Raw genomic sequence first — 12,950 nt, 5'->3', positions numbered from 1 at the left:
TCCTTCCGTGCCAGCTCCTGGACCGGAAGCCGTGCGGGTCGTGTTTCGCGGAGACGGGCCCTGACCTTGGCATTCCAGTCCGTCAACACCCCTGTACGCAATGCGCCTTCCCGACCATGGGCGCCGCATCCCGTCAGCGGAAGGTCCAAAACGTCACGGCCCGGCGGTCCGTCGCCCGGGCCGCTCCAGCTCGTCGTGGAGCAGACGCCCGAGGAGCGCGCCGGCGAAGACGACCACACCGACGCCGAGCAGCCACGACTGGATGACCAGGACCGTCCCGAAGGGCCCGTACGAGACCGCGCTCGACGCGATCAGGGGTGAGAAGACGAGCCGGGAGAACAGCCGGAGACCGAGCAGGCCCAGCATGGTGGCGAGGGCTCCGGGGAGCAGGGCCGGCCAGGAGATCCGGCCGGCGAGCAGCAGGTGCTGGGACCACCAGAAGAACAGGGTGCCGGTCACGAACGTGACGACGCCGCGGGCCGGGGAGTCCCGCCACGGCGGGGAGAACGCCCACAGGTACAGCACCCCGATCAGCGCGGCGAGCCACAGGACGTGCCGCCACCGGTCCCACCAGCGGGCCGGGGGCAGGCCCCAGATCCGTTCGTACCCGCTCTGCAGGACGGTGGCGAAGGACAGGCCGAACACGGTGAGCAGGGCGAGACCGAACCCCGTCGTGGTCCGCCACGCCTGGCCCGGCAGGGCGAAGAGCCGGCCGATCTCCAGCCTGGCGCCCGCCGAGACGCCGAGCCCGTCGCCGAGCCATTGGGCGAAACCCTGCCCGCCGACGGCGCCCGCCGCGGAGACGACGATGAGCAGGGGTACGAGCGTCAGGAAGCCGAGGGCGGCGAACCCGAGCGAGCGCTGCCACAGGTGCAGGCCCCGGACGTGGACCCAGCGGCCGCCGGCCCTCGTCCGGCGGAGGGCGCTGCCCATCCGCCGGACGAGGGAAGGCCGCCCGGGCCCCTCAGACCTGACCATCGCGACGCTCCAGCTGCTGCTCCTCCCACCGTAGGACCCGGACTACGCGTCCGCCACGGCGTGCAGCGGGGTGAGCGACGCGGCCCGGCGGGCGGGGAGCGCGGCCGCCGACACGCCGACGGCGAGGGAGAGGAGGACGACCAGGGCCAGGGTGCCCCAGGGGAGGGAGAAGGAGTACTGCGGGATGGCCCCGTTGGCCAGGCCGCTGACCTTCCAGGCCCCGAACAGGCCGCCCGCGAGCCCGAGCAGGGTGCCGTACGCGGAGACCGTGAGGGATTCGAGACGGATCATGCGGCGGACGCCCGAGCGGTCCATGCCGATGGCGCGCAGGACACCGATCTCGCGGGTGCGTTCGGCGACCGACATGGCGAGCGTGTTGACCATGCCGAGCGCGGAGATGACCACGCCGATGGCGAGCAGCCCGAACACCATGGTGATCAGGTCGCCGGCGACGCCCGCCTGCTCCCGCACCAGCTGCGCACGGCTCTGGACCTTCAGCAGCGGGCTGTTGTCCACGGCCGCGCGCAGCTGCCCGCCGAGGTCCGCGGAGGCGGAGACGAGGACCCGCTGGACGGAGTCGCGCAGGTAGCCGTGCTCCTGGACCTCACCGCGGTCGGCGAGCGCGTCCTGCGCGGTGGGGTTGTCCTGGTAGACGCCGACGACGGTGTAGGGCCGGTCGCGGTCCTCCCCGACGCCCGGGCCGATGGCCGCCCGGACCTGGTCGCCGGTGCGGATCCGGATGTCCCGGGCGAAGCCGGCCGAGACCGCGATCCGGCCCGGACCGATGTCCTTGGCGGAGCCGCTGGTGAAGCGGAGCCTCATGACGGCCTCCACGGTCTTCGGGTCGACGCCCGAGACCTGCCCCGCCCTGGCGCCGACGGAGATGCTGGAGTCGGCGACGGCGGAGGCGGTCCTGACGCCGGGGACGGCGGCGATCCGCCGGACGGCGGCCGCGTCGACGGCGGTGGTGGTGTTGCGGGTGCCGATGACGTAGTCGGCGCTCAGGCCGGCGGCCGCCTGGGAGTCCAGCGCCCGGCTGGAGGAGTGCTCGATGACGGCGAGCCCGGTCACCAGAGCCGTGCTGATCATCAGGGCGACGGCGGTGGCGGCGGTACGCCGCGGGTCGCGCAGGGCGTTGTCCCTGGCGAGGCCGCCCGCCACGCCGAACCGGCCGGTGACCCGCCCGATGAGCCGGACCACCGGGCCCGCCAGCAGCGGCGCCAGCACGATCAGCCCGGTCACGAGGACACCGCAGCCGAACATCGCGGTCCGCAGGTTCTCGTCCGAGGCGTCCTTCGCACCGCCCAGGGACAGCAGCAGCCCCGCGCCCAGCAGGACCACGGCCGCCCCGATCGCGCCCCGGATCCGGGACAGCGTCGCGGAAGGCGGCTGCTCGGCGGTGCGCATCGCCTCGACGGGTGCGATCCGGGCGGCGCGGCGGGACGGCAGCCAGGCGGCGAGGACCGTGACGCCGACGCCCACGACGAGCGAGGCGGCGACGGGCGCGGGGCCGATCACCAGCGGGCCGTAGGGCAGCCGTTCCTCCCCCGTGCCGAGCAGGCCGGGCAGCGCGGCGGCGACGCCGAGGCCCAGGCCGAACCCGACCACGGAGGCGACCAGCCCCACCAGGGCCGCTTCGGCGAGCACGGAGCGGACCACCTGGCGCCGGGACGCACCGATCGCGCGGAGCAGCGCGATCTCCCGGGTCCGCCGCGTGATGAGCATGGTGAAGGTGTTGACGATGAGGAACGAGCCGATGAAGAGCGAGACCACGGCGAAGACCAGGGGCAGCCGGGCGTGGCTGCGGGTCTTGGTGCCGATGAAGACGGACTGCTGGTCGGCCTTGGCGGTAGCGGTGGTGGCCTCCGCCCGGTCGGCGGGCAGCAGCGCGCCGACCCGCCGGGCGAGGTCGAACCGGTCGGTCCCGGGCCGTGCGGACAGGTCGATCCCGGTGTAGCGGCCCGGCGTGGCGAAGAGCTTCTGGGCGGTGGCCCGGTCGAACACCGCGAGGGTGCCGCCGGACGTGACCCGGGTGTCGCGGGTGGAGACGGTGCCGACCAGCCGCAGCTTCAGCACGGGGCCGTCCACGGCCAGGCCTACGGTGTCGCCGAGGGAGTACCCGCCGGCCTCGGCGGTGCCCCGGTCCAGGGCCACTTCGCCGCCGTCGCGGGGGGCGCGGCCGGCCGTCAGCGGGTAGCGGGAGTCCTTGCCGTCGGGTCCGGGGACGTAGCCGGCGGCGAGCTTGCCCATGGCGTTGCCGGCCCGCATCGGCGAGCCGTCCTTCGCGGCCAGCGTCACCGACCCGTCGACGGTCGGTCGGGCCGCGGCGACCCCGGGCACGGCGGCCAGCCGGGCCACGAGCGCGTCGTCGAGGGCGCTCGCCCGTTCGCCGGAAGGGGCGCCGACGGGGTACTTGGGGTCGACCGTGACCGCGATGCCGGCGTAGTCGCGTGCCATGGAGGCGCGGTAGGCGGCGGTGGTGGAGTCGGCGAAGACGAGGGACCCGGAGATGAACGCGACCCCGAGACAGACCGCGAGGACGGTCATGATCAGGCGCGCCTTGTGGGCGAGGACGTTGCGCAGTGCTGTTCGCAGCATGTCGGTCTTTCGGAAGGCCCGGCGGGAGGGCGGGCGGAACGGGAGCGGGGGAGGAGCGCCGTCAGCGGGCGCGGCCCTGGGACTCGAAGGCGAGCATCCGGTCCAGGACGGCGCCGGAGGTCGGCTCCCGCAGCTCGTCCACGAGGCGGCCGTCGGCGAGGAACACCACGCGGTCGGCATGGGCGGCGGCGACGGGGTCGTGGGTGACCATCACGACCGTCTGGCCCAGCTCCCGTACCGAGTCGCGCAGGAAACCGAGCACCTCCGCGCCCGAGCGGGAGTCGAGGTTGCCGGTCGGTTCGTCCGCGAACACGATCTCCGGACGCGAGACCAGCGCCCGGGCCACGGCGACGCGCTGCTGCTGGCCCCCGGACAGCTCGGCAGGCCGGTGCGCGAGCCGGCCCGCGAGCCCGACGGTGGCGACGACGGCGTCCGTCCACGCCGTGTCGGGCCGCCGTCCGGCGAGCCTCAGCGGCAGGGTGATGTTCTCCATCGCCGTGAGGGTGGGCAGCAGGTTGAAGCCCTGGAAGACGAAGCCGACCTTCTCCCGCCGCAGCCGCGTCAGCTGCCGGTCGTTCAGGTCGGACAGCTCGACCCCGCCGATCCGAGCCGAACCCGACGTCACCGGGTCCAGGCCCGCCATGCAGTGCATCAGCGTGGACTTTCCGGAGCCGGACGGCCCCATGACCGCCGTGAACCGGGCCCGCGCGAACTCCACCGACACCGCGTCCAGCGCGGTGACCCGTGTCCCGCCCTTCCCGTACGTCTTGGTCAGCCCCGTCGCGCGGGCCGCCGGTTCGGCGGGGGCCGGGGGCGAGGAGGGCGCGGGGGACGAGGGAAACGCGTGCGACATGGATGCTCCGCCTGAAGTGCGAAGGCCCGCGGAACTTGCCGCGAGCCGGGGGGACGCATCCATCCTCACCGCCCTGACCTGCACGGACATCGGCCTCAAGGTGTGAGTCGGCCTCTGCCGAAAGACCGGTCCGGCCCGGCTCCCCTCTGCCGGAGGACAGAGGCCGCGGCCACCGCGCTCCGCCTCCGGACAGAGCGGGGGTTCAGGAGGCCAGCCCCGTCCGGTGCGCCAGCAGCGCCGCCTGGACCCGGCTCGTCGAACCGGTCTTGTCCAGGATCGCCCCCACGTGGGTCTTCACCGTGCCGGTCCCGATGCCGAGCCGCGCCGCGATCTCCTGGTTCGACAGCCCCTCGCCGAGCGCCGCGAGGACGTCCCGCTCGCGGCCCGTCAGCCGGGCGATCCGCTCGTCCGCGACCGCGCCGCCCGCCCCGGCCGGCTCACCGGCGCCCAGCATCCGGGAGATCACCGCACCAGTGACGCCCGGGGACAGCACGGCGTCGCCCGCCGCGGCGGCCCGTACCGCGCTGATCAGCTCCTGCGGGCCCTCGTCCTTCAGCAGGAACCCGGCGGCGCCCTCCCGCAGCGCCCGGACGACGTTGTCCTCGTCGCCGAAGGTCGTCAGCATCACCACCCGCGGCGCCGGATCGAGCGCGAGCAGCGGCGCGATCGCCGCCAGTCCGTCGCACACCGGCATGCGGATGTCGACCAGTGCTACGTCCGGGTGGTGGGCGGCGGCCAGGTCGACGGCCTGCCGCCCGTCCGCCGCCTCGGCGACCACCTCGATCCCGTCGGCGTGCCGCAGGATGAGGCGTACGCCGTGCCGGATCATCGTCTCGTCGTCGGCGAGCAGGACACGGATCGGCCCGTCGGGCTCGGTCACGGGGTCTCCCAGGGTGAGGCGTCCCGGACCGCCGGGACGGTGAAACGGTCGATGGCGATCAGGCGCTGTCCGGCGTCGAAGCAGTAGCGGGCCACCAGCAGGCCGCCCGGACGGCTCTCGGTCGCGCCGTTGAACGGGTACGCGCAGCCGGCCGTGCCGGCGGGGCGCGGCGGCTCGTGCCCCGTGGCGGCGGCCCGGACCGCCTTGTTGTCCACGACGCCGAGGCCCGTCACGTCGTCGTACGACATCCCGATCCGCGGCAGCGGGCGCGGCCCGGCGTCCGGCCGGGGCGCGCTTCCGTACACGAAGGCGGTCGCCAGGGCCATCAGCACGCACAGCGCCGCCAGCCCCAGGGCGAGCGTCAGCGCGTTCGCGGCCCCGCCCTCGGCGCCGCCGGCCTCCGCGCCGGACACGGCGTCCGCGCCGCGCGGCCCGGCGGTGTGCGGGACGACGGCGTCACCGGGCTCCGCCGGCAGGACCGCGTCCACCAGGAACCCGCCCGACGGCAGCGGGGCGGCGTCGAAGGCCCCGCCGAGCAGCTCCACGCGCTCCCGCAGACCCGTGAGGCCGCGCCCGGTGCCCAGGCTCCCGGCCGGCACCGGCGGCCCGGGCGGCGCGCCGTTGCGCACGGTGATCCGTACCGCCGTGCCGTCGTGCGCGACGCCGACGGCGACGTGCGCGGCGGGGGCGTACCGGTGGACGTTGGTCAGGGCCTCGCGCACCACCCGGTGCGCCGCCCTGCGCACCGCCGCCGGGCGGGCGTCCAGGTCCGGCCCCGTCCAGTCGAGCCGTACGGCCACCCCGCCGTCGCGGGACTCCGCCACCAGGGCCTCGATGTCGGCGCGGGTGCCCGTCGCGTCCGTGAGGACTCCGGGTCCGGCGTCCCGGCCCAGCGGCCCGAGCACCCCGAGGACCTGCCGCAGCTCGTGCATCGCGTCTCGGGTGGTCCGGCGTACCAGGACGGCCTCCTCGCGCAGCTCCGGAGCGGCCCGGTCGAGAGCCAGCTCCAGCCCGCCCGCGTGCAGCGAGATCAGGCTGAGCCGGTGCCCGAGCAGGTCGTGCATCTCGGCGGCGATACGGGAGCGCTCGTGGGTGCGGGCCTCGCTGTCGGCCGCCAGGCGCGCCCGCTCCGCCGCGTCCCCGCGCTCGCGCAGGGCCCGCACCAGACGCCGCTGCTGCCCCTGCGCCGTACCCACCAGCCCCGGGACGATCACCGCCGTCGGGGCCAGGGCGAGCCCGAGCGCCAGACCGTACGGCACGCGCCCCGGCCCCACCACGGGTGCGGCCACCGTTGCCGCCACCACCAGCAGGACCGCCGCCGCGGCCAGCAGCCGGGCCCGCTGCCGCGCCCGGACCGTCCGGCGCGCCAGCCCGTACGCGGCCACCGCCGCGAGCGGCCCGGCGCCGCTCGCCAGCCCGGTCAGCCCGGCCAGCACCAGCAGCACCGCCCCGGGGAACCGGCCGCGCAACGGGAAGACCACGGCGCCGGCGGCGATCACCAGCACCTGGAAGGACGGATGGCGCGCGAGCCCGACCCCCGCCACGGCCGCGAACACGCACAGGCTCAGCAGGGTCACCCCGGCGGTCCCGGCAGCCGTGCGCACCCACCCGTGAGGAAGGGCCCCGGGCGGGAGGCCGGGGGCAGGACGAGGGATCAGGGGAGTGCGCACCACGCTGACCAGTATTGATGCCGACGGCGGCAGCGGCATGAGCCTCGCGGTGGATCCGTTCCTCTGCCGAAAGACAGAGACGGCGGCGGAACGGTCAGGCGATCCGGCGGGCCCCCGCCGACGGCACGGCGTCCAGCACGGCCGGCCGGGCGAACCCGGCCGCCGCGAAGGCCTCCGCCACGGACCTGCCCACCGCCCCGGCCCGCCCGGCCGGGACCAGGGCGATCACGGAGCCGCCGAACCCGCCGCCGGTCATCCGCGCCCCCAGCGCACCCGCGGCCACGGCGGCGTCCACCGCGAGATCGGTCTCGGCGCAGGACACCCGGTAGTCGTCCCGGAGGGAGGCGTGCCCGGCCGTCAGCAGCGGGCCCAGGGCCTCCGGATCGCCGGCCGTCAGGCGCTCGACGGCCCGGCCGACCCGCGCGTTCTCGGTGACCACGTGCCGGACCAGCGGGACGAGTCCGGCCGGGAGCCGCTCCAGGGCGCCCGGCAGGTCCTCCTCGGCGAGGTCCCGCAGGGCGGGCAGCCCCAGCAGCCCGGCCGCCCGCTCGCACCCCGCCCGCAGGGCGGCGTACGACCCGTCGGCGAGGTCGTGCTTGACCCGGGTGTCCAGCACCAGCAGCGACAGCCCGTGCCCGGTGAGGTCGAACGGGACCTGCCGGACCGACGGCCCCCGGCTGTCCAGGTACAGGGCGCTGCCCTCGGCGCAGCACAGCGAGGCCATCTGGTCCATGACCCCGCACGGCACACCGGCGAAGGCGTTCTCCGCGTACTGCGCCACCCGCGCCAGCTCCGGCCGCTCCAGCCCAAGCCCGTACAGCTCGTCGTAGGCGACGGCCACCGCGCACTCCAGGGCCGCGGACGAGGACAGCCCGGCACCCGTTGGCACGGTGCTGTCCACGTGAAGGTCGGCCCCGCCGACGGGCAGGCCCCGCTCGCGCAGCGCCCAGACCACCCCGGCGGGATAGCGGGCCCAGCCGGCGACCGCGCCGGGGGCGAGGTCCGCCACCGCGAACCCGGCGACCCGGCCGTCGCCCTGGGCGCTGTGCACCCGCAGCAGGCCGTCAGCCCGGCGGCGGGCGGCGAGCAGGGTGGTCCGGGGCAGGGCCATGGGCAGGGCGAAGCCGTCGTTGTAGTCGGTGTGTTCGCCGATCAGGTTGACCCGGCCAGGGGCCGCCCAGACCCCCTCCGGGGCGTGGCCGTGGATCCGTTCGAACTCCTCGCGCACCCGCGCCGTCACCGGGCCTCCCGCAGTCGCCGGGCCGCCGCCTCCGGGGCCACGTCGTTCATGAACGCTTCCATGCCGGATTCCGTCCCGGCCAGGTACTTCAGCTTGTCGGCGGTCCGCCGGACGGTGAACAGCTCCAGGTGCAGGGCGAGTTCACCGCCGCCGACCAGCGGGGCCTGGTGCCAGGCCGAGATGTACGGGGTGGGCCGGGCCCGCCCGAAGAGCCCGTCGAAGCGCCGCAGCAGGTCCAGGTACAGCCCGGGGAACTCGGCCCGTTCCGCCTCGGTGAGGCCGGTCAGGTCGGGCACCCTGCGGTGCGGGTACAGGTGGACCTCGTACGGCCAGCGGGCGGCGTACGGGACGAAGGCCGTCCAGTGCTCCCCGGCGAGGACCACCCGCTCCGTGGCCGCCCGGGCCTCGGCGAGCAGGTCCTCGAAGAGGTTCCGCCCGGTGGCGGCCCGGTGGGCGGCAGCGGCGGCGAGGTGCTTGGCGGTGCGCGGGGTGGGCGTGGTGAAGGCGTAGATCTGGCCGTGCGGGTGGGGGAGGGTGACGCCGATCTCGGCGCCCCGGTTCTCGAAGCAGTACACCTGGTGCGTCCCGGGGCGGGCCGACAGCGCGGCGGTACGGTCGGTCCAGGCGTCCAGCACCAGCCGGGCCCGCGCGGGGGTGAGCGCCGCGAAGCCGGCGTCGTGCTCCGGGGTGAAGCACACCACCTCGCACCGGCCGGCCCCGCCGGACAAGGAGGGGAAACGGTTCTCGAAGACGGCCACCTCGTAGTCGGCGGCCGGGATCTCGCTCGGCCGCCCCTCCCGGGACGGGCACAGCGGGCAGGCGTCGGCGGGCGGCCGGTAGGTACGGGACTGCCGGTGGGCGGCGATGGCGACCCAGTCTCCGGTGGCCGGATCCCGGCGCAGTTCGGGAGCGCTCCCGACGGGGTCGAGCGGCCGGAGGTCCTCGGCCCCGCGGTCCCGGCCGGGGGCGCTGTCGTAGTAGATGAGCTCGCGACCGTCCGCGAGTTCGGTGACGGTCCTGTGCACGTGCACGTCCTCGCCTCTGTGGTCGTGGAGTTCGGGGGCGGCGGTCAGGGGGCCGGGGCGGCGGAGCCCCGGACGACCAGCTCGGGGTCGAAGAGCACGTGGTCGGTGATCACGGCCACCAACCGGCCCTGGGTGCTGCGTTCGTCGCCGAGCTCGGCCATCGCCTGCTCGACGGCGTCCCGGGTCTTGCGCGACACGCCCCGACGGCGGTTGATCACAGGGCTGACGGTCGCCTCGCTGACCTGCGCGCGGGCCGCGACGTCGGTGATTCCGACCTTCATCGCCGTCCTTCCGTGATCGTGAGCGACGCCAGACCACCGCGGGGGACGGCCGGGGTGCGCGGCCCCTTCCCCGTACCGGGCCGACGTGGACCCGATGATACGGCCGTCCGGAGCGCGGATCACCCGTGCGATATCGGCCGCACCGCCCGGCATGACCGGGGCGGTGCGGCTGCGGCGGAACCGTCACGGTGCGGGTGGGCGGACCACCCCCGCGAGGGCGTCCGCGCGGACGCATTCGATCAGGTAGTCGCCGTTCCCGGGATCCACCGTCACCCCGTGGGCCTCGCTGTGGAAGCCGGGGAAGACCCGGTCGAAGGCCTCCAGGGCCCGCAGGTAGCGCAGCAGCGGCCCGTCGGCGGCGCCGACGGACTCCCCGGGCATCAGGACGGGGATCCCCGGCGGGGTCACCGTGACCATCGCCGCGGCCACGCGCCCGGCGGCCTCGGCCAGCCGTACCCGCTCGGTGCCGCCCCGGATCAGCCGCTGGTAGCAGTGGCGCGGCGGGGCCACCGGCTCGGGGAGGTCATGGAAGGCCGCGTCGAGGGCGGAGATCAGGTCGGCGCGCGTGAGGTGCTCGTGCATCTGCCGGCAGAGGCCGCCGAGGGTGGCGCCCCCGTAGCGCAGCGGGAACTGCTCGACCAGTCCGGGAAGGACCCGCTCCAGCGGGGCGTCCGTGTCGTACAGGGCCTTGAAGTCCATCAGGGCGTCCATCAGGGTGCCCCACTTGCCCTTCGTGATGCCCATCGAGAAGAGGACCAGCGTGGTGTAGCTGTCGGTCTTCTCCACCACGATCCCGCGCGTCGCCAGGTAGGCGGTGAGGATCCGTGCGGGGACGCCCCAGTCGCCGGTCTCACCGGTGGCCGTCACGCCGGGGCAGGTCAGGGTGACCTTGACCGGGTCCAGCAGGCAGTAACCCTCGGTCAGACCGGCGAAGCCGTGCCAGTCGGCCCCGGGCTCCAGGTGCCAGCAGGACGGCTCACGACTCAGCAGGGACGGCGGCGCGTCCGCGAACGCGACGCTCGCCCCCGTCGCCGGGTCGGTGACCGTCTCCGGCTGCCACACCCCGAAGAACCAGCCGGGCCGGTCCCCGGCGGCGGCGATGCGGCGCCCGGTGCGGACCACCGCCTGGCGGAACCGGATGGCCTCCGTCACCGCCTCGTCGATCAGCCACTGGCCCTGCGGGCCGTCCATCATGGCGCTCGCCACGTCCAGGGAGGCGATCGCCGGATACAGCGGCGAGGTGGTGCCGTGCATCATGAACGCCTCGTTGAACCGCTCGTGTTCGACCGGAGCCCGCGGCGCCGACTTCACGTGCACCATCGCGCACTGGGAGAGGGCGGCCAGCAGCTTGTGGGTGGACTGGGTGGCGAACACCGTGGGCCGCCCGGGCCCGGAACCGGTGTCCGGGAAGGTGTCGGGCCCGACGGCCATCCCGTACCGGCCGGCGTACAGCGGGTGGAAACGGGCGTACGCGAACCAGGCCTCGTCGAAGTGCAGGCGCGGCGTACTCGGCGCGAAGGCGCGGGCGGCCGCCACCGTGTCGTAACACAGCCCGTCGTACGTCGAGTTGGTCACCACCGCGTACTGGGCCTCGGTGGAGGGGGCGCCGGCCGACAGGGGGTTCGCGGCGATCCTCGCGGCCACCGCCGCCGGTTCGGTCACGGCGGGCGGCAGGGGGCCGGCGAGCCCGTAGCCGTTGCGGGTGGGCACCAGGTAGACCGGCCGCGCCCCGGAGATCACCAGCCCGTGCAGCACCGACTTGTGGCAGTTGCGGTCCACGAGCGCGATCTCGTCGGTCGTGACGCTGTAGTGGCCCACCATGCGGTCCGCGGTGGAGTCGCCGTGCAGGACGAAGTACGTACGGTCCGAGCCGAAGACGCGGGCGGCGTTGCGCTCGGCCTCGCCGATCGGGCCGTTGTGCTCGAAGAGGGACCCGAGCTCCCCCACCGAGACCGACAGGTCGGTGCGGAAGAGCCGTTCGCCGTAGTAGTCGAAGAACGCCCGGCCCACCGGGGACTTGAGGAAGGCGACCCCGCCGGAGTGGGCGGGAGTGTGCCAGGAGTACTCGTGGGAGTCGTCGAACCGGCGCAGCGCCCTGAAGAACGGCGGCAGGAGGCCGCGGTGGTAGCCGCGGGCCGCCGTCGCGACCCGGCCGGCGATGAACGACGGCGTGTCCTCCAGCGGCCAGATGTAGCCGACCACCGCCTCCGAGACCCACAGCGGAAGCCGCTCCAGGTCCTGGTCGCCATCGTCCGCCATCACCAGGAACACCGGCAGGTCCTTGAAGCGGCGCCCGATGTGCCGCAGTACCTCGGTGCCGCCCTCCTCGACGGCGCCCCCCGAGGCCCGCGGCAGCTCCCAGGAGACCACGGCCGCCGCGAGCCCGGCCTCGGTGTGCAGCGCGGCGCGCGCGTCCCGCGCACTCGGCGCCCAGCGCAGCTCCAGCCCCTGGTTCTCCAGCTCCTTGCCGATGCGCCGCAGCTGCTCGGCGCTGACACCCCCGCCCAACGGGTTCTCCCGCAGGGCCAGCAGGACCGTACCGTTCGTCATCTCGTGCGCTCCGCGTGCTCAGGGGTGCAGCCGCCTGCACCCGGGCCCAGTCTTCCGGTGCCCGTCGGGCTCGGCGGGATTACGGAACGGCTTCACCCGCACGTGGACGTGGCGGTGCGCGACCGTGACGCCGCGGTCCGGGCCTGATCCGAAGGACACGCGTCAGGACGGCCGGGCGGCTACCCGCCGTCGTCCGAGAAGTGCTGGTAGTCCGGCCTCGACCACCATTCGCCGCCCCAGTGCCAGCCGACGTGGCGGAACGCCCTGGCCAGCACGCCGTCCTCGGTGATCATCCCGGGGCGGGCCGGGTCCCGCCGCAGGTGGGCCCGGCCCGCCGGCGGATGCACCGTCCCGTGCCGGTCGACGTACGGGTTCTCGACCGGGTTGACGTCCACGGCCAGCCCCCACGAATGCCGCGACGGCTTCCCGGGGTCCCCGGTCACCGGCCGGCAGTTGAAGGCGGAGGTGTTGTCGTCGGCCATGGCCGCGAGGTCGTCGCCGCCGTAGTCGGCGGCCACCCGCATCCGGCGGATCGGGAAGCGGGCCTCCAGGGCCCGGCCGAAGACGTACAGCAGCGGTTCGACCGCGTCCCGGTGGGCGACCAGCTCGCCCCGGTGGACCTTCCCGTCGAAGCCCCAGTGGTTCATCCGGATCAGCCGCAGCCGCTCCGCCGGCACCGGGCACCCGTCCCGCAGGCTCGCCCCCAGCTTCTCCGCCGGCACGTCCGTCACCTCCGCCGCGAGCGTCGGCGCGGCGGCCCGTACCGGTACCCCGGACCGCTCCCGCCCGGAGGGCGCGCAGCCGGGCGCCGCGCTCGCGCACAGCACGGCGACCGCGGTCAGGCAGGCGGACACGGGGCGCGTCGGGCGCACCCC

Annotated in this window: 10 protein-coding genes; all 10 read right to left on the bottom strand. The window is 75.2% G+C overall.

What is annotated here, in order from left to right; all coding sequences use genetic code 11:
- Window positions 1–153: 153 nt before the first annotated feature.
- The 10 genes from ACZ597_RS18150 to ACZ597_RS18105 all read right to left on the bottom strand — a co-directional run bounded on the left by ACZ597_RS18150 (window position 154) and on the right by ACZ597_RS18105 (window position 12,947).
- Window positions 154–933, bottom strand: a complete 780-nt coding sequence (locus tag ACZ597_RS18150) for a ribonuclease BN (RefSeq protein ID WP_471330788.1) — start codon at window positions 931–933, stop codon at window positions 154–156.
- A gap of 87 nt (window positions 934–1,020) precedes the next feature.
- A complete protein-coding gene (locus ACZ597_RS18145; RefSeq protein ID WP_471330785.1) occupies window positions 1,021–3,576 on the bottom strand; it encodes an ABC transporter permease in 2,556 nt (851 codons plus the stop codon).
- A 61-nt stretch (window positions 3,577–3,637) separates the two neighbouring features.
- Window positions 3,638–4,429 (bottom strand): ABC transporter ATP-binding protein, encoded by a 792-nt coding sequence (locus ACZ597_RS18140; protein ID WP_471330783.1) that lies wholly within the window; start codon window positions 4,427–4,429, stop codon window positions 3,638–3,640.
- Window positions 4,430–4,631: 202 nt separating this feature from the next.
- Window positions 4,632–5,309 (bottom strand): response regulator, encoded by a 678-nt coding sequence (locus tag ACZ597_RS18135; protein WP_471330780.1) that lies wholly within the window; start codon window positions 5,307–5,309, stop codon window positions 4,632–4,634.
- Window positions 5,306–7,018, bottom strand: coding sequence for a sensor histidine kinase (locus ACZ597_RS18130; protein ID WP_471330778.1), 1,713 nt, complete (start codon window positions 7,016–7,018; stop codon window positions 5,306–5,308). Before ACZ597_RS18130 ends, ACZ597_RS18135 begins: the two co-directional genes overlap by 4 nt.
- Before the next feature lie 55 nt (window positions 7,019–7,073).
- On the bottom strand, window positions 7,074–8,219 hold the full coding sequence (galK, locus tag ACZ597_RS18125; RefSeq protein ID WP_471330775.1) for a galactokinase: 1,146 nt from the start codon (window positions 8,217–8,219) through the stop codon (window positions 7,074–7,076).
- Window positions 8,216–9,244 carry a galactose-1-phosphate uridylyltransferase gene (galT, locus tag ACZ597_RS18120; protein ID WP_471331326.1) on the bottom strand — a complete coding sequence of 343 codons (1,029 nt, stop codon included), beginning with the start codon at window positions 9,242–9,244 and terminating at the stop codon, window positions 8,216–8,218. Before galT ends, galK begins: the two co-directional genes overlap by 4 nt.
- A gap of 44 nt (window positions 9,245–9,288) precedes the next feature.
- Window positions 9,289–9,525 carry a LacI family DNA-binding transcriptional regulator gene (locus ACZ597_RS18115; RefSeq protein WP_471330773.1) on the bottom strand — a complete coding sequence of 79 codons (237 nt, stop codon included), beginning with the start codon at window positions 9,523–9,525 and terminating at the stop codon, window positions 9,289–9,291.
- Between the two features lie 183 nt (window positions 9,526–9,708).
- Window positions 9,709–12,075 carry an Orn/Lys/Arg family decarboxylase gene (locus ACZ597_RS18110; RefSeq protein WP_471330770.1) on the bottom strand — a complete coding sequence of 789 codons (2,367 nt, stop codon included), beginning with the start codon at window positions 12,073–12,075 and terminating at the stop codon, window positions 9,709–9,711.
- Window positions 12,076–12,254: 179 nt separating this feature from the next.
- Window positions 12,255–12,947: a M15 family metallopeptidase gene (locus ACZ597_RS18105; protein ID WP_471330767.1), complete on the bottom strand. Its 693-nt coding sequence runs from the start codon at window positions 12,945–12,947 to the stop codon at window positions 12,255–12,257.
- Between the last annotated feature and the right edge of the window lie 3 nt (window positions 12,948–12,950).

The sequence above is a fragment of the Streptomyces sp. NPDC040718 genome, assembly GCF_055593565.1.
The sequence above is the reverse complement of the archived record's forward strand: the minus strand, read 5'-3'. Positions and strand labels throughout refer to the sequence as shown.